15 protein-coding genes are annotated in these 17,267 nt (G+C 70.7%); 12 read left to right on the plus strand and 3 right to left on the minus strand.

Annotated features, from left to right (window positions below; genetic code table 11):
• Positions 1-150: acylphosphatase (locus GU5_RS17815; protein ID WP_010523658.1), on the plus strand; the 150-nt coding region annotated here is incomplete at its 5' end.
• 120 nt (positions 151-270) lie between these two features.
• Here GU5_RS17815 and GU5_RS0100690 read toward each other — a convergent pair.
• Entirely contained in the window at positions 271-2,406 is a 2,136-nt protein-coding gene (locus GU5_RS0100690; RefSeq protein ID WP_010523659.1) for an alpha/beta fold hydrolase, read from the minus strand.
• Between the two features lie 103 nt (positions 2,407-2,509).
• Between GU5_RS0100690 and GU5_RS0100695 the strand changes: the two genes are divergently transcribed.
• Positions 2,510-3,145 carry a DNA-3-methyladenine glycosylase I gene (locus tag GU5_RS0100695; protein ID WP_010523660.1) on the plus strand — a complete coding sequence of 212 codons (636 nt, stop codon included), beginning with the start codon at positions 2,510-2,512 and terminating at the stop codon, positions 3,143-3,145.
• A gap of 130 nt (positions 3,146-3,275) precedes the next feature.
• On the opposite strand, the gene GU5_RS0100700 is transcribed toward GU5_RS0100695, so the two are convergent.
• Positions 3,276-4,211 carry a cation diffusion facilitator family transporter gene (locus GU5_RS0100700; RefSeq protein ID WP_010523661.1) on the minus strand — a complete coding sequence of 312 codons (936 nt, stop codon included), beginning with the start codon at positions 4,209-4,211 and terminating at the stop codon, positions 3,276-3,278.
• Between the two features lie 201 nt (positions 4,212-4,412).
• Positions 4,413-4,943 (minus strand): hypothetical protein, encoded by a 531-nt coding sequence (locus GU5_RS0100705; RefSeq protein ID WP_139084248.1) that lies wholly within the window; start codon positions 4,941-4,943, stop codon positions 4,413-4,415.
• 558 nt (positions 4,944-5,501) lie between these two features.
• Between GU5_RS0100705 and GU5_RS0100715 the strand changes: the two genes are divergently transcribed.
• The 10 genes from GU5_RS0100715 to GU5_RS0100760 all read left to right on the plus strand — a co-directional run bounded on the left by GU5_RS0100715 (position 5,502) and on the right by GU5_RS0100760 (position 17,204).
• On the plus strand, positions 5,502-8,465 hold the full coding sequence (locus GU5_RS0100715) for a DUF4040 family protein (protein WP_010523663.1): 2,964 nt from the start codon (positions 5,502-5,504) through the stop codon (positions 8,463-8,465).
• Positions 8,462-9,052 carry a sodium:proton antiporter gene (locus GU5_RS16545; protein ID WP_010523664.1) on the plus strand — a complete coding sequence of 197 codons (591 nt, stop codon included), beginning with the start codon at positions 8,462-8,464 and terminating at the stop codon, positions 9,050-9,052. Before GU5_RS0100715 ends, GU5_RS16545 begins: the two co-directional genes overlap by 4 nt.
• The gene (locus GU5_RS0100725) at positions 9,049-10,650 is read left to right on the plus strand and encodes a monovalent cation/H+ antiporter subunit D family protein (protein ID WP_010523665.1); all 1,602 of its coding nucleotides are present in this window, start codon (positions 9,049-9,051) and stop codon (positions 10,648-10,650) included. The genes GU5_RS16545 and GU5_RS0100725 overlap by 4 nt, the downstream gene beginning before the upstream one ends.
• Entirely contained in the window at positions 10,650-11,165 is a 516-nt protein-coding gene (locus tag GU5_RS13280) for a Na+/H+ antiporter subunit E (RefSeq protein WP_010523666.1), read from the plus strand. The genes GU5_RS0100725 and GU5_RS13280 overlap by 1 nt, the downstream gene beginning before the upstream one ends.
• Positions 11,162-11,428: a monovalent cation/H+ antiporter complex subunit F gene (locus GU5_RS0100735; RefSeq protein WP_010523667.1), complete on the plus strand. Its 267-nt coding sequence runs from the start codon at positions 11,162-11,164 to the stop codon at positions 11,426-11,428. Before GU5_RS13280 ends, GU5_RS0100735 begins: the two co-directional genes overlap by 4 nt.
• Positions 11,428-11,787, plus strand: a complete 360-nt coding sequence (gene mnhG / locus GU5_RS0100740; protein WP_010523668.1) for a monovalent cation/H(+) antiporter subunit G — start codon at positions 11,428-11,430, stop codon at positions 11,785-11,787. Before GU5_RS0100735 ends, mnhG begins: the two co-directional genes overlap by 1 nt.
• Before the next feature lie 144 nt (positions 11,788-11,931).
• The gene (locus tag GU5_RS13285; RefSeq protein ID WP_010523669.1) at positions 11,932-13,272 is read left to right on the plus strand and encodes a YihY/virulence factor BrkB family protein; all 1,341 of its coding nucleotides are present in this window, start codon (positions 11,932-11,934) and stop codon (positions 13,270-13,272) included.
• Positions 13,273-13,532: 260 nt separating this feature from the next.
• Entirely contained in the window at positions 13,533-15,137 is a 1,605-nt protein-coding gene (locus GU5_RS13290) for an ABC transporter substrate-binding protein (RefSeq protein ID WP_010523670.1), read from the plus strand.
• A 152-nt stretch (positions 15,138-15,289) separates the two neighbouring features.
• The gene (locus GU5_RS0100755; RefSeq protein ID WP_010523671.1) at positions 15,290-16,216 is read left to right on the plus strand and encodes an ABC transporter permease; all 927 of its coding nucleotides are present in this window, start codon (positions 15,290-15,292) and stop codon (positions 16,214-16,216) included.
• Positions 16,209-17,204: an ABC transporter permease gene (locus GU5_RS0100760; RefSeq protein ID WP_010523672.1), complete on the plus strand. Its 996-nt coding sequence runs from the start codon at positions 16,209-16,211 to the stop codon at positions 17,202-17,204. The genes GU5_RS0100755 and GU5_RS0100760 overlap by 8 nt, the downstream gene beginning before the upstream one ends.
• Positions 17,205-17,267 lie beyond the last annotated feature (63 nt).

Here is a 17,267-nt window from a genome sequence, read left to right on the forward strand (position 1 = left end):
GCCGCGGGTGACCCTGAGGCGGTCGAGGAGTTCGTCGCCTGGTGTCGCCGCGGCCCGGAGCGAGCCGTCGTCGACGAGCTCGCCGTGCGTCGGGCCACCGAGGAGGAGCGCGCCTCGATCTCGGAGGACGACTTCGAGATCCGGCGTTGAGCCGCGCCGCCCGTCCGTCGTCGCCCGCCCCGCGATGACTCGGCGGAATGTGTGGGAAAGGCGACGTATTCCCACACGTTCCGCCGAGTCATCTCGGGGCGGAGTCGTCCCGGGGCGGAGTCACTCCGCCGGCGGGGTCAGCCCCAGCGTCGTCGGCAGCTCCGGCGTCTCGCCGAGGACGTGCTCGGCCAGGAAGGCGATGACCACCTGGTACCAGAGCTTCGCATGGTGCGGGGTGAGCACCCAGTGGTTCTCCTGCGGGAAGTACAGGAAGCGATGGACGGTGTTCCCGTCGGCGTCGGCGGGCAGGCCCGACTGCTCCAGCAGCTCGTACCAGAGCCGCAGCCCCTCGCCGATCGGCACCCGGTAGTCCTTGTCCCCGTGGATGACCAGCATCGGCGTGGTGATCTCGGAGACGAAGCGATGGGGAGAGTGCTCGGCCTCCATGGTCGCGTCGATCTGTCGGCGCCAGAACGGCGACATGTCGGTGGTGGGGCCGAACTGGTCCAGCGCCCACAGCGAGGCGTGGGTGACGATCGCGTCGAAGCGGTCGGTGTGGCCGGCGACCCAGTTGGCCATGTAGCCGCCGAAGGACCCGCCCATCGCCGCGGTCCGCGAGGCGTCGACGTCGTCGCGGGCCTCGGCGGCGTCGGTGATGGCCAGCAGGTCGGTGTAGGGCTTCTCGCCCCAGGCGTTCCATCCGCGCTGGATGAACTCCTGGCCGTAGCCGGTGGACAGCGCCGGATCCGGCAGCAGCACCGCGTAGCCGCGGGCGACCAGCAGCCACGGGTTCCACCGCCAGGACCAGGCGTTCCAGGAGTTCAGCGGGCCGCCGTGGATCCAGAGCAGCAGCGGAGCCGGCGACGACGGCGCGTCCTCGGCGTCCGGCTCGGGCAGCGCCAGCCAGGCGCGCACGCGGGCACTGTCCTCGGCGGTGGTCTCGACCTCGGTCAGCCGGCCGGGCAGCTCGGGGCGGCGCACCGGGTTCTCCAGCCGCGTGACCGTTCCGTCGGCCAGGTCCAGGCGGGCGACCTCGTTCGGGAACGAGTAACTGGCCCGCACGCCGTAGACGTGGGCGCCGTCGGGGGAGACGACCGCCTCCGACCAGGTGGCCTCGTCGTCGGTGAGCACGGTGGCCGTCCCGTCGGCGACGTCGAGCCGGAAGACCGGGCCGCGTCCGTCGCGATCGGCCAGGGCGATCACCGCCGAGCCGTCGGGCAGCCAGTCCGCGGGGGTGAACCACAGCTCGGCCTCCGACGAGGACTCGTCGACCAGCGGGGTCAGCGTCCCGGTCTCGAGGTCCAGCAGATGCAGCACCGGCCGCAGCGCGCGCTCGGGGACCGGCCGGCGGGTCACCGTCACCACGGCGGTGCGGCCGTCGGGGCCGATCGGGCCGGGGGAGTACGTCGAGGCCGGGTCGTCGGCGAGCATCCGGCGCGCGCCGGTCGCGACGTCGACGACGGCCAGGCCGGTGCGCTGGTCGGCGGCGGGCTCGGGGACGGTCACCGCGATCAGGGCGCGGGTCCCGTCGGGGCTGAGGAAGGTCTCGTCGCCGTAGTGGGCGCCGAGGTCGGCGGTCAGCGCGCGCAGCCGCCGGCGGCGCGGCTGGACGGTGGTCGGGACGGCGTCGTCGGGGGTCTCCTCGCCGGCGACGGCGAAGAGGTGCGGACGCGCGGGGCCCAGGTCGTGGTCCCAGTGCCGGACGGGGTATCCGGTGTGCAGGATCGCCTGGACCTCGCGCTCGGCGCGGCCGGTCTGCAGCGCGGCGTGCTGGTCCTCGTCGGCGGCGCCGGGCAGCAGCGGGGCGGCGGCCAGCACGACGTCGGCGTCGTCCGCGCAGAGCACCGAGCTCACCCCGCCGGGGCGCCGGTTGACGACCTCGGCCTCCCCGCCGTCGGCGGGCAGCCGCCAGAGCGCGGCGGATTTCGCGTCGTCCGCGGAGCCGGATTCGTCGCCGCGGACGGAGGTGAACCAGAGATCGCCGGCGGCGGAGAAGGTCGGCCCGGACTCGGCGGCCGAGCCGCGGGTGAGTCGGCGCGCCTCGCGCTCGCCGTGCGGGTCGACCTCCCAGAGGGCGGTGGTGTAGCCGGTGCCCTTCGCGTCGAGCGTGGAGACGGTCGTGACCAGGCGCTCGCCGTCGGGGCTCATGGTCAGCCCGGCCAGCCGCGGGAAGGCGACGTAGTGGTCCAGGTCGTGGAACTCGCGGGCGCCGGCGGGGGTGTTGCCGGCGCGCGACGTGGATGTGGTGTCACTCATAGTTCGGTTCTATCATCGCGACGTGACGAACAGGTTGCGTCGGGCAACTGACGGCGCGCCGTGTCGTCGTCGTGCGCCCTGGGCCGGGCGATACGCTGATCGGATGAGCGAGCCGCACCGCACTCCCGACAGCACCGAACCCGCCGGCACCGGCGTCGCATTCGGCGAGGACGGGCTGCCACGCACGCCCTGGGCGCTGGGCGGCGAGATGATGCGCGAGTACTACGACCAGGAATGGGGGATGCCCGTCCGCGACGAGCGCGGGCTCTTCGAGCGATTGAGTCTGGAGGCCTTCCAGTCCGGCCTCTCCTGGGCGACGATCCTGGCGAAGCGGGAGAACTTCCGGAGGGCCTTCGCGCACTTCGACCCGGACGCGGTGGCGGCCTTCGACGAGACCGACGTCGAACGGCTGCTGGCCGACGCCGGCATCATCCGGCACCGCGGCAAGATCACCGCGACCATCGGCAACGCCCGGGCGACGGTGACGCTGCGTGAGCAGGGCGGTCTCGCCGAGCTCATCTGGTCATACCGGCCGGCGACGACGCCGCGGCCGCAGGTGGTGGAGGAGATCCCCACCCGCTCGCCGGAGTCCGAGGCGCTGGCGAAGCGGCTGCGGGCCGCCGGATTCCGCTTCGTCGGGCCGACGACGATGTTCGCGCTGATGGAGGCCGTCGGCCTGGTCGACACGCATCTGGTCGGCTCGCACCGGCGCGGAGCCTCCGGGATCTGGCCGGACTGAGCGTCCGGCCGCCCCTCGGCCGAGCTCCGGCTCCGCAGGTGTCACGTCCTGGCCCTGTTGTCACGTCCCTGTGGTGGCGTGACAACAGGGCCAGGACGTGACAAGCCGACGGGTCGCGCCGTCGGAACGTTCAGTGGGCGTGCGGCTCGCCGGCGGCGACGTCGGCGGTCTCCAGCTGGAACGTCGCGTGCTCCAGCGTCACGTCGAAGTGCTCGGCGACGCAGGTGCGCAGATCCTGCAGCACCTGAGGGGCATGGCCGTCGTGGAAGCAGTCGTCGTCGAGGACCACGTGACCGCTGATCACCGGCAGGCCGGTGGCCACAGTGGAGGCGTGCAGGTCGTGGACCTCGCGGACGTGGGGCATCGCGAGCATATGCGTACGCACCTCCTCCAGGTCGATGCCGCGCGGCGCGAACTCCAGCAGGATGCGTCCGGTCTCGCGCAGCAGCAGCGCCGCGCGGGGGACGATGAGCGCGGCGATGGCCAGCGCGGCCACGGCATCGGCCTGCTGCCAGCCGGTCAGCGCCATCACCGCCGCGGCGATGATCACGCCCAGCGAGCCGAGGGCATCGGCGGCGACTTCGAGGAAGGCGGCGCGCAGGTTGAGGTTCTCCCGCCGTCCGGCGGCGAGCACGCCCAGCGAGACGGTGTTGCCGACCAGTCCGACGACGCCGAAGAGCAGCAGCTCCATCGGCGGCACATGCGGGGGAGCGGCGAGCCGGCCGACGCCGTCGACGGCGGCGTAGATGCCGATGCCCAGCAGCATCAGCGCCTGCACCGCCGCGGCGAGGACCTCCAGCCGGCGGAAGCCCCAGGTGCGCGTCGACGTCGCCGCCGCGCCCACGAGCATCGCCGCTGCGAGCGCGACGATCAGCCCGACGGAGTCGGTCAGCGAGTGGACCGCGTCGGTGAGCAGCGCCAGCGAGCCGGTCAGCCAGGCGCCGACGAACTGGGCGGCGACGACGCCGAGGGTCACCAGCAGCACCAGCTGAAGGCGGCGGCGGTGGCGCCGGCCGCCGGCGGCGACGTCGTCGACTCCGCCGGCGTGGGAATGCCCTGCACCCATCGATGCACCTCCTCGGTCGGCCCGTCGTCCTCGTCGTCGCGCCGGCGGCGCGGGAGAGCGGAAAAAGATCATGCCTGCGTGATCATTTTACGGCCGAGAGGGTGCGCGAGCATAAGGTGCGACTGCTGTCCAGAAGCATTCTCAGCATGAGGGGGTGCAGGCCGGGGAGCACAGGCCGGTCAGCACGGGCCGGTGGGGTGCTCAGGCACCCTCGGCGGTGAACCAGCGGTTGGCCGAGGGCAGCCAGAGCATGGCCACCATGGCGGCCATGATGAGCAGATCCCAGCGGAAGCCCATCTCCAGCACGCTGGGATAGGCCCAGTCGCGCAGCACCGCCTCGAGCCCGGAGATCAGCACGGTGACGGTCAGTGCGGCGCGGACCCACTCGAGGCGCTCGGGCACTTTGAGCGCGAGCACGATCTGCAGCCCGGCCAGCACGATGTTGACCCCCAGGGCCAGCAGGCCGGCGAGACCGGCCAGCACGCCGGCCAGTCGCATCAGCGACTGCAGTCCGGCGAGATGGATCAGGAAGCTGGGCAGCATGAAGAGCACGGTGATGCCCACCACGCAGAGCAGGCCGAAGCAGGCGATCCGCACCGTCAGCGGCAGCCGCCCCGACTGCAGCAGCACGCTCGGGCCGGTGGTCGGCACGAGGTCGGAGACGCGGCGCGGCCAGCGCGGCGGCAGCCGGTAGGCCGAGACGACGCCGGGGGTGTCCTGAAAGATGCCCATGATGCTCCCCATCCTAGCCGCGCCGCCGCGTCCTCGCGGGGTTCCGTCGGGCGCGCCGCCGTCGGCGCGGCGGGTCGTCGTCAGTCCGCCGCCGGATCGGCGACGGTATCGTGGGCGGCATGGTTCGGGCAGCACCTTCCGGGTCCACGAAGCGCTCGCGGGTCATCGGGACGACGGCATGAGCGGCGGGGCCGGCGGCGTCGTCGCTCGTCAGGCCGCCGCAGACCGCACCGTGACCGGGGCGGCGAATTGCCGCGGCTGTGCGCGGATCGGTAGAGTCGTCGTCGGTGTGCCGGGAAGACTGGTCGGCGAATCTGAGCGCGTCCGCGGAGCCCTGATCCGCAGTCCCCGGAGTCCGGGAGGCCGCCCTGCGGCGCCCGCTCCGCGTTCCACCGCACCGACAGGAGGCACGATGCATCCGCTCGCCCGCTCGACGTCCCGCCGCCAGGCCGGGCGCCGCGCCGCGCCCCTGACGCCGGAGGCCCCGGTGCTCGGGGCGCCGCTGCTCCGTGTCCTCCTCATGCCCCGGCGGACGGGCGCCGCGACGGGGGCGATCCGATGACGCTGGTCCTGCTGCTGCTGATCGTGCTGGTGCTGGTGCCCGCCGCGGCCTCGATGCACCGGCTGCTGGGCCGGGACACCGGCTGGGCCGCCGCGGCCGTGCTGCTGGTGGTGGGGCTGCTCACGCTGCCCTGGCTGCAGTCGGTCCACCACGGCGGCGCCGTCGTCGAGACCATCCCCTGGATCCCGACGCTGAACGTCTCGCTGGCGCTGCGCCTCGACGGGCTCGGCCTGGTCTTCCTCTTCCTGGTGCTCTTCATCGGAGCCCTGGTGATGGCCTATTCGGCCCGCTACTTCTCGACGGCGGCGAAGACCGGCGACTACTACGTCTGGATGCTGCTGTTCGTCTTCTCGATGACCGGCATGGTCGTCGCCGACGACCTCATCGTGCTCTTCCTCTTCTGGGAGTTCACCACGCTGTGCTCCTTCTTCCTGATCAACCGGTCCGGGGAGAAGGCCCCCGGTCCGGCGCGGCGCTCGCTGCTGCTGACCATGGGCGGCGGGCTCGGCCTGCTGGCCGCGGCCCTGCTGATCATCACCCGCACCGGCACCACGCGGATCTCCGAGGCGCTGGCCTCCGACGTCTGGAGCACCGATCCGGGCTTCACGGCGATGATCGCGGTGCTCATCGCCGCGGCGGCCCTGTCGAAGTCCGCGCAGTTCCCGTTCCACCTCTGGCTGCCGGACGCGATGGTCGCCCCCGCGCCGGTCAGCGCCTACCTGCACGCCGCGGCGATGGTGAAGGCCGGCATCTACCTGATGCTGCGCTTCTCGCCGGCGCTGTCGGACTCGACGACCTGGCAGGTGCTGCTGATCAGCTCCGGGCTGATCACGGCGGTCATCGGCGCGCTCTTCGCCCTGCAGCGCCATGACATCAAGGAGATGATGGCCTTCTCCACGATCAGCCAGCTGGGCTTCCTCACCGCGGTGATCGGCGTGGGGACCGAGAAGGCGCTGGCCGCGGCGGTCGTGCACGTCATCGCCCACGCGCTGTTCAAGGCCTCGCTGTTCATGATGGTCGGCATCGTCGAGCACGAGTCCGGCAGCCGCGACATCCGCGTGCTGCACGGTCTGCACCGCACGATGCGGGTCTCGTTGGTGATCACCACGCTGGGCTCGCTGTCGATGGCCGGGGTCCCGCCGATGCTCGGCTTCGTCTCCAAGGAGGGGCTGCTCGGCGGCTTCCACTCGGCCGAGTTCTCCTCCGTGATGACCTGGGGCATCACGCTGGTCGCCGTCGTCGCCGCGATCGGCACCTTCGCCTACTGCGGCCGTATCGTCCTGGGCAGCTTCACCTCCTTCACCGGAGCAGGTCCGCGCGACGAGCCCCGTGAGCCGATGGCACCCGAGGCCTCCCACGAGGCCGCCTGGACGTTCTGGCTGCCGGCGATGCTGCCGGCCGCCGCCGGACTGCTGCTGGGCTTCGTCCCCGGGATCTTCGACGGTCTGGTGTCCGACGCCGCGACGGCCGCCTCCGGCGGCGAGCATCACGCGCATCTGGCGCTGTGGCACGGCTTCTCGGTCGAGCTGCTGCTCTCGGCAGTGGTCATCGGCGGCGGGCTGCTGATGGTCCTCGGCCGCGCCCGGGTCGACGCGCTGCTGCCCCGCCGGATCCTGCCCTTCACCGGGGTCGACGCCGTCGAATCGCTGCGCCTGGCGCTGATCCGCGGCGGCCGCCGCGTCGGCGACCTCACCCGCACCGACGTCCACGCTCTGCACCTGACGCTGCCGGGCATCTTCCTGCTCGGCGTGCTCATCGCCGGGCTGATCGCCTCTCCGGCGGTCGGATCGCCGTCCGCGGGCAGCACGCGCCCGGCCGACTGGATCCTGCTGACCCTGCTGGCGGCGTTCCTGCTCGGCACGGTGCTCTCGAAGGACCGGGCGGCCGCCGTCGTGCTGGCCGGCGGCGCGGGGTTCGTCGTCGCCTCCTTCTACTTCATGCTCGGCGCCGTCGACGTCGGCATCACCCAGCTGCTGGTGGAGATCCTCACCGTGGTGGTGCTGGTGCTGGTGCTGCGCAAGCTGCCGAAGCGCTTCCACCGAGTGCCGCGCTCGCGCACGGCGGTCTCGGCGATCGTGGCGATCGCCTTCGGCGCGGCGGCCTTCCTGGCCACGTACGCGCTGACCGGCCGCCGCGGGCAGTCGGACATCGCCCAGTACTACCAGGAGAACACCTACGAGCAGACCGGTGCGGACAACATCGTCAACTCGATCCTCGTCGACTTCCGCGCGCTGGACACCTTCGGCGAGCTGACCGTGCTGGGCGTCGCCGGCTTCGCGATCCTGGCGGTGCTGAACTCGACCTTCGCGACCTCGGACAACGAGCCGCACACCTCCCGGGCCTGGGTGGGGACCCCGCTGGACGACGCGGTGGACAACACGACGTCGATGCGCACCATCTTCAACTGGGTCGCGCCGCTGATCGTGCTCTTCTCGCTGATCCTGCTGGTGCGCGGCCACTATGAGCCCGGCGGCGGCTTCATCGCGGCGCTGGTGGCCGGCGGCTTCTTCGCGCTGCGCTACCTGGTCGCGCCGTCGGACTCGGCGGTGAAGCTGCGCTGGGACTACGCACTGGTCATCATCGGAGGCATCCTCGTCGGCGCGGCCACCGGGCTGCTCGGCCTCGTCGAGGGCTCCTTCCTCAAGCCGCTGACCGCCGACATCCCGCTGCCCGGCGGCGGCCACTACCACTTCACCACCGCGATCGTCTTCGACGTCGGCATCTACCTGGCCGTCATCGGCGCGGTGCTGGTGGCGCTCGACCGCCTCGGGCAGGTCCAGCGCTACCCCTCGGAGCTGCTGCAGACGTACCTGAGCACCCACCCGGAGGCCGCCGCGCGTCGGCGGAGCGGCGCGGCGCCGCTGGATCCCGGCGACGTCCCGCCGGAGGTCGCCGAGGAGTCGGCACCGCTGCACACCACGTCGAGCGGCCGCCGCGGCGGTCAGGAGGAGGTCCGATGAGCGTCGCCCTGATGGTCGGCATCCTCACCGCCGCCTCCGTCTACCTGTTCATGCAGCGCGGCATGGTCCGCATCGTGCTGGGCTTCGTGCTCATCTCGCACGCGGCGAACCTGCTGCTCTTCTCCGCCGGCGACGTGGCCTTCCGCGGGATGCCGTTCTCGCACGTCGACGATCCCGCCCAGCGGGCCGACCCGCTGCCGCAGGCCTTCGTGCTGACCGCCATCGTCATCGCCTTCGCGATCTCGATGTTCATGGTCACTCTGGCGATCACCACCACCACCGACGACGACACCGAGGCCGCGCCGACGGCCCCGGCGAAGCTCGCCGCCGTCGCGCATCTGAAGCGCACCGGACACGATCCGACGGTGTCCACCGCCGCCGTCGGGCCCGGCGACGAGCCCGACGGCCCGTCCTCGGACGCCGAGCTGCTGGGCACCCAGGCCGGCACTGAGGAGGACGTCGACGCCGATGTCGCGACGACCCTCGAGGAGGGGCGTCGACCCGAGGAGTCGCCGCAGGAGGACGTGCAGCACGAGGACGAGGCCGCCTCCCGGGGCCGTTCCGCCGACGAAGGAGAGGACCGATGAACGAGATGCTCTCCACTCTGCTGCCGCTGCTGGTCGTCGGACCGCTGTTCCTGGGGGCCTTCTCCGCCGCGCTGCGCCGCAGCCAGAGGATCCGCCACGGGATCAGCCTGATCACGCTGCTGGCGATGCTCGCCGCCTCGATCCTGCTGGTGGTGGCCACCGCCGACGGCACGGTGCTGGCCCACCAGGTCGGCCTCTGGGAGGCCGGGGTGGCGATCCCCTTCGTCGTCGACACGCTCTCGGCGCTGATGCTGGCGTTCGTCGCCGTGCTGGCGCTGGCCAGCGTGCTCTTCGCGATGGCCACCCATGAGGCCAGGGCGCGCTTCTACCACCCGTTCGTGCTGATCCTCATGGCCGGCGTGGCCGGGGCGGTGATGACCGGCGACATCTTCAACCTCTTCGTGTTCATCGAGGTCATGCTGCTGCCCTCCTACGGGCTGATGGCGATGATGGGCGCGAAGCTCGGCGCCGACAGCGCGCGGATCTTCGTCACGGTGAACCTGCTGGCCTCCACGCTGCTGCTGGCCGGCGTCGGCCTGGTCTACGCCACCGCCGGCACGGTGAACCTGGCCGAGCTGCAGGGCGCGGCGGCAGAGGACCCGGCGATCGCGATCGCGGGGGCGGTGGTGCTCACCGCGATCTCCATCAAGGCCGCCGTCGTGCCGGTCCACGGCTGGCTGACGCGGACCTATCCGATGACCTCGCCGGCGGTGACCGCGCTGTTCTCCGGCATCCACACCAAGATCGCGATCTACGCGATCTACCGGATCTACGCGATGCTCTTCGACGGCGATCAGCGTTTCCTCTGGGTCGGGCTGACGGTCGCGGCGGTGACCATGGTGGTCGGCTCCCTGGGCGCGGTCGGGGAGAACTCGACGCGCTCGATTCTGGTCTTCCACATGATCAGCCACGTCGGCTACATCATGATCGGCGTCGGGCTGTTCACCACGCTCGGACTGACCGCCGCGATCTTCTACCTGCTGCACGGCATGATCGTGAAGGCCTCGCTCTTCCTCTCCACCGGCGCGCTGGAGGAGACCTACGGCACGGCCCGGCTGGACCGGCTGGGCGGGATGCTCAAGCGTGAGCCGCTGGTGGCGGTGATCTTCATGGTCGCCGCGCTCTCGCTGGTGGGCATGCCGCCGTTCTCCGGCTTCGTCGCGAAGTTCTCCCTCATCGGGGCGACCTTCGAGGCCGAGCAGTGGATCATCGGCGGCGTCGCCGTGATCGTCAGCCTGATCTCCATGGTCGCGATGCTCAAGATCTGGACCTCGGTGTTCATGGGGCCGGAGCCCGAAGGACTGGAACGTCGGGCGCTGACCTACCAGCAGGCCATCCACGGCAAGCGGTACCTGCGGGTGGAGGCCCAGGCCGAGCAGCCCACGCTGCAGGTCGGGCCGCCGACGACCGGCACGGCGGCGGTGATCAGCGGCGAGCGGCATGCCCGCGTGACGCCGAAGCTCATCGTGCCGGCCGCGCTGCTCGCGGTGGTGACCCTCGGCCTCGGCCTCGGCGCCGAGGTGCTGATGCAGCTCGCCGAGCAGGCCGCGCAGGGCCTGATGGACCCCAGCGACTACGTGAAGGCGGTGATCGGCTGATGAACAGCTGGCTGACCTGGCCGGTGCGGATGATCGGCTTCCTGCTCTGGTACGCCAAGGAGTTCCTCCTGGCCAACCTGCAGGTCACCGCCGACATCCTGCGACCGAGCGCGCGCATGCGCACCGACCCCGCGATCGTCGCGGTGCCGGCGGCCTCGCGGACGGCGAGCGAGTACACGCTGATCTCCTCGCTGGTCACGCTGACCCCGGGCACGCTGACGATCACCTACTCCCGCGACCACGCGGTGCTCTACGTCCACGGGATGTTCGCCGCCTCCCGGGACGGGCTGGCCGAGGAGATCCAGGAGATGGAGGACCGGCTGCTGCGGGCGATGCGCCGCGAGCCCGGCGACCTCTCCCGCCCGCTGGCCCGACCGACGGTGCGTCCGGCCGCGGACGCGGCGGCCGGGGCCGGCGACCGGGCCGATGACCGGACCGGCGGCGCGTCCGCAGGGACCGCCGAGTCCGAGGGCACGGAGAACGACGCCGGACGTCCGGCAGGAGGTGACGCATGATCGCCGAGCACCTGCTGGAGGCGGCGCTGGTGATCCTGGCGCTGAGCATGCTGCTGGCCGCCCTCCGCGGCTTCCTGGGCCCGCGCACGGCCGACCGCGCCGTCGCCGCCGACCTCATCTTCTTCGCGATCATCGGCTTCATCACGCTGATCTCGCTTCATCAACAGATTGAGGCGCTCTTCGACATCATCCTCATCGCGACGCTGCTGGGCTTCATGTCGGCGATCTCGATGGCTCGCCTGGGATCGGGAGGACGACGCTGATGCTGGACCTGACCAACCCCGCTCACATCGTCGGCGCAGTGCTGATCTTCCTCGGCCTCGCCGTCCTGCTGATATCCGCGATCGGGCTCTACCGTCTGCCGGACCTGTACCTGCGCGCTTCGGCGGTGGGCACCTCGGCCGGCCTGGGCGTGGCGCTGATCGTCGTCGGTGCGCTGCTGATCGACTTCACCTGGCCCAATCTGATCAAGGCGATCATCGCGGTGATCGCGCAGCTGCTGACCTCGGCGGTCGGATCGATGGCGATCGCCCGCTCCGGGTATCTGCACGATTCCCCGCCGGCGGCGATCACCAGCCCGGACGAGCTGCGCGACACCCGCCGCGACGACGTCGAGGTCTGACGCCTCTCCCCGGCACGGATCGGCACGGGTCGGGTCGGTCCGCGACGGACCGGGACGGATGCTCTCGCGACGATCCGTGCAGGATGTGGGCTGCGGCGCGCGGATCGTCGCTGATCACGCGCGGCGCTGGGCTACTCTGGGCGCATGAGCGCAGAGGAGACCCAGGATCGCCGCACCGGGGCCGACGACGCCCGCGACTCGCATGACGCCGCACTCGTCGAGGAGGCCGCCGCGGACGGCGCGTGGTCGTCCTCGGCGGGTTCCCCCGGCTCCGCGACCGGAGGGCTCGCCCCGCATCGGGCGAGCCCGCGATCGGCGGCCGACCACGACGTCTTCGGCGAGGACGTCGTCTACGCCGACGCCGATCGTCCCGGGACCGTCGCCGCGGCCGCCGACCAGCCGGATCGGCTGAAGACCCGCCAGCGCCAGGAGCATGCCGCCTCCGGGCGCGACGCCGCCAAGCCGCGCACGCCCTTCAGCCTGCGGCCGGCGACCTGGTGGTACTCCCTCCGCCGGGCGATCGCCGAGTTCGGCCGCGACCAGTGTCCGGACTCGGCGGCGGCGCTGACCTACTTCGCGGTGCTCTCGGTCTTCCCCGCGCTCATCGCGCTGGTCTCGCTGCTCTCCGTGGTCGGGGAGGGGAAGAGCACCCGGGAATTCCTGCTGACCACGCTGGACGACCTGCTGGAGGCTGACGTCGAGAGCATGAGCGTGGTGCAGACGATCCTGAAGGTGCTCACCGAGGCGCCCGGCGCCGGCATCGGGCTGGCCGTCGGCATCCTCACCGCGCTGTGGACGGCGTCGAACTACGTCAACGCTTTCTCGCGGGCGATGAACCGCATCTACGAGGTGCCGGAAGGACGGTCGCCGCTCGTGCTGCGTCCCGTCCTCTACGGCGTCACCGCGGCGCTGGTCGTGCTGGTGGCGCTCTCGGCGGCGCTGCTGGCCGGCTCCGGCGGGGTGGTCGAAGCCATCGGCGAGCAGATCGGACTCAGCAGCACGGCCGAACTGGTGTGGAGCTATGCCCGCTACCCGGCCCTGCTGGTGATCGCCGCCGCCTGCATCGCCCTGCTCTACCACACCACGCCGAACATCCGGCAGCCCGGCGTGCTGTGGGTCGCCGGGGGCGCGTTGCTGGCCATCGTGGTGCTGATCCTGGCGACGATCGGCGTCGCCGTCTACATCACCAACGCCGGCAACTACGAGGCCACCTACGGCGCCCTGGCCGGCGTGATCATCTTCCTGCTGTGGATCTACATCGCCAACGTCGTGCTGCTCCTCGGCGCCGAGGTCGATGCCGAGCTGGAGCGCGGACGCCAGCTGCAGGCCGGCATCGAGGCGGAGCGGACGATCATGCTGCCGCTGCGCTCCACGGCCGCGGCGGACAAGGCGGCGACCAAGTACGAGAAGCTCGTCGCGCAGGGCCAGGCGCTGCGGCTGACCGAGGGTCGGACGGCGAAGCCCGACGACGTCTGGCGTCGGTGAGCCGCCGGCCGGCCGTTCCTCGTCACAGCGGGTTTCGTGGCGTGCGTCACGGAGTGTCGGCGAGATCTGAAACACTTGTGCAACGAATCGTTGCTAGACTCTCCAGCATCCGGTGACGTGGGCAACACGCGCAGGCGACTGCGGGCGGCGCCCATGTCATCCCCGTCATGGGCCCTCTGCGAGGGCACCGACCACGAGGATCCCGGGACGGCGTCGGTGTGACGCCGCCCCGCGCACCCCTGATGAGGAGACGACCGACTATGCGACACAACGCGACCATGCGGCGCGCGGCCGTGGCCACCACGGCCGCCGCCGCGCTGACGCTGACCGCCTGCGGAGGCGGCGACGGCGGGAGCGGCGGCGACGCCGCCGCCGACGGCGGCACCGTGAGCATCTACAACTGCGAGCCGCAGAACCTGATGCCCGGCAACTCCACCGAGGTCTGCGGCTCCAAGGTGCTCGAGCAGCTCTACACCGGTCTGACCGGGGTGGACTTCGAGTCCTACGAGGCCGTCCCCGGCGTGGCCGAGGAATGGGAGACCGAGGACAACGAGACCTGGACCTTCCACCTGGGCGAGGACTGGACCTTCCACAACGGTGAGGAGATCACCGCTCAGACCTTCGTCGACACCTTCAACTGGACGGTCGACCCGGACAACGCCCAGCAGAACGCCGGCTTCTACGACAAGATCGCCGGCTACCAGGCGGTCGTCGACGGCGAGGCCGAGGAGCTCGAGGGCGTGCGCGCCGTCGACGACTACACGCTGGAGATCGAGCTGAACGAACCGTTCTCCCCGCTTCCGCTGATGCTGTCCTACACCGGCTTCTACCCGCTGCCGCAGGAGGCCTTCGAGGACCCGGACTCCTACGAGCAGGCACCGATCGGCAACGGTCAGTACCAGATGGACGGGGAGTGGGTGCACGACCAGCACATCAATCTCACCCGGTATGAGGACTACGCCGGAGAGGAGGCCGGCAAGCCGGCGAACATCGAGTGGCGGATCTACGCCGACGCCGAAGCGGCCTACCTGGACGCACAGTCCGGCGAGCTCGACGTCATGGATGAGGTGACGCCGAACCACTGGGGTCAGCTGGAGGGCGACTTCGGCGACAACCAGCAGTCCTTCGAGACCTCCTCCTTCGAGTACCTGGGCTTCCCGCTGTACCAGGAGGAGTTCCAGGACGTCGATGTGCGTCGGGCCCTGTCCATGGCGATCGACCGCGAGGAGATCATCGAGCAGATCTTCGACGGGCAGAACGTGCCGGCCTCCGGCGTGATCCCGCCGATGATGCCCGAATACCGCGACGACGCCTGCGACACCTGCAGCTTCGAGCCGGACCGCGCCGCGGAGCTCTACGAGGAGGCCGGCGGCCCCTCCGAGCTGACGCTGTACTTCAACTCCGGCGCCGGACATGACGCCTGGACCGAGGCCGTGGCCAACCAGTGGCAGGAGAACCTCGGGGTCGAGTCGGTGCAGTTCGAATCCATGGAGTTCGCCCAGTACCTCGACCTGCACGACAACGACGAGATCACCGGCCCGTTCCGTCTGGGCTGGGTGCTGAGCTACCCCGCGACGCAGTACGCGATGGAGCCCATCTACACCACCGACCAGTCGTCGAACTACACCGGCTTCTCGAACGAGGAGTTCGACTCGCTGATCGACGAGGGCAACTCCGCGACCGACCAGGACGCGGCGTCCACCGCCTACCAGGAGGCCGAGGACATCCTCATGGAGGAGATGCCGCTCATCCCGCTGTGGTTCAAGTCCTACCCGGTGGTCACCAGCGAGCGGGTCGACGACTCCTCGGTGGTCATGGACTACCGGACCTTCGTCCGCGTGGAGGACCTCGAGCTCACCGAGTGACCCTCAGCCCGCCCAGGGCGCGGTCCGCGACGTTCTCCCCGGCCTGAGGGCCGGGGGCGCGGGTCGCGCCCTGCGGTGTGCGGTCTCCCCGCCCCTCGACACCGCCCACCGTCGACGGACCGACCGTCGGCGTCCGCACTCCAAGGACATCCATGACCCGTTACATCATTCGGCGTCTGCTCCAGTTCATCCCCGTGGTGCTCGTCTCCACGCTGATCGTCTATGCGCTGAACTTCCTCATGCCGGGCGACCCCATCCGCGCCCTCGCCGGCGAACGGCCGATGAGCGAGGCGGCCATCGCGACGATGCGCGAGCAGTACAACCTCAATGACCCCTTCCTCGTCCAGTACGGCAAATACATCTGGGGCATCATCACCGCCGGCGACTTCGGCAGCACGTTCTCCGGCCGGCCGCTGTCCGACATCATCGCCCAGCGGCTTCCCACCACACTGATGCTGGCGGCGGTGACCTTCGCGATCCAGGCGGTCATCGGCATCATCGCCGGGATCCTGGCCGGGCTCTACAAGGACCGCTTCATCGACCGCCTCGTGCAGGTCACCACAGTGGTCATGGTGGCGCTGCCGACACTGGTCATCGGCTTCCTGCTGCAGCTGATCTTCGGGCTGAACCTCGACTGGTTCCCCATCGCCGGCACGCGCGACGGTCTGGTCAGCTACATCCTGCCCGGGATCGCCCTCGCCGCCGTGTCCACCGGCATGGCCGCCCGCATGGTGCGCGGCGAGCTCGTCGACGCTCTGCAGTCGGACTATGTGCGCACCGCCACCGCCAAGGGGCTCTCCCGGCGGCGCGTGGTGCTGCGACACGGGCTGCGCAACTCGCTGATCCCGGTGGTGACCTTCCTCGGCGCGGACCTGGCGACGCTGCTCGGCGGCACCATGGTCATCGAGACGGTGTTCAACATCCCCGGTCTCGGCGCGATGATCGTCGACTCCATCAAGGGGCAGGAGGGCACCGTCGTCGTGGGCATCGTGACGCTGTTCCTGCTGTTCTTCGTGACGGTCAATCTGATCGTCGACCTGCTGTACGCCCTGCTCGACCCGAGGATCCGCTATGAGTGAGAAGACCGAACTCGACGACGCCGCGGCCCGCACCGACGGGACCGCGACTCATCCGACGGCGCCGGCGTCGTCGACGGGCTCCGCGGCCGCGACGCCCGATGCCCCGGACCCGGCCGGCGGATCAGGCGGCGGCAAGGAGACCGAGGCGAGCCTCTGGGCCGACGCGTGGCGCTCGCTGCGGCGGAACCCCTGGTTCCTCGTCTCCGGCGCGCTGCTGGTGGTCATCGTAGCCATGGCGATCGTGCCCCAGCTCTTCACCTCGGTGGACCCCGGTTCCTGCGACCTGTCGAAGAGCCGGCAGGCTCCGTCGGCCGAGCACTGGTTCGGCACCGACATCCAGGGCTGCGACTACTACACCCGGGTCATCCATGGGGCTCGGAACTCGATGATCGTCGGCGTCGTGGTCTCGATCGGCGTCTTCGCCTTCGCCGTGGTCGTGGGCCTGCTGGCCGGGTACTTCGGCGGCTGGGTCGACGGGCTGCTCTCGCGGATCACCGACATGATCTTCGCGATCCCGTACATGCTCGGCGCGCTGGTCTTCCTGAACATCATCGACACCCGCGGGCCGATCCAGGTGGCCCTGGTGCTGATGCTCTTCACCTGGCCGACGTCGGCCCGGCTGATGCGCGGCTCGGTGATGTCGGTGGTCAACTCCGAGTACGTGATGGCCGCCAAGGCGCTGGGCGCCGGACACCTGACGATCATGCGTCGGCACATCCTGCCGAACTCGCTGGGCCCGCTGATCGGCTACTCGACGGTGTTCATCGGCATCATCATCGGCGCCGAGGCCACGCTGACCTTCCTCGGCGTCGGTCTGCAGCTGCCGGCGATCTCCTGGGGTCTGCAGCTCACCGATGCGCAGAGCTACGTGACCTCCTCGCCGCACCTGCTGCTCTTCCCGGTGATCTTCGTCGGCGTGACGGTCTTCGCGTTCATGACGCTCGGCGACGCCGTCCGCGACGCCCTCGACCCCAAGTCGAAGCGTTGAGGGGAGCGACGCCGATGCATCCAGCCCAGTCCACACCCCAGTGTTCCTCCGCGAAGGACGAGA

Source organism: Nesterenkonia sp. F (assembly GCF_000220985.1).
Classification (GTDB): domain Bacteria; phylum Actinomycetota; class Actinomycetes; order Actinomycetales; family Micrococcaceae; genus Nesterenkonia.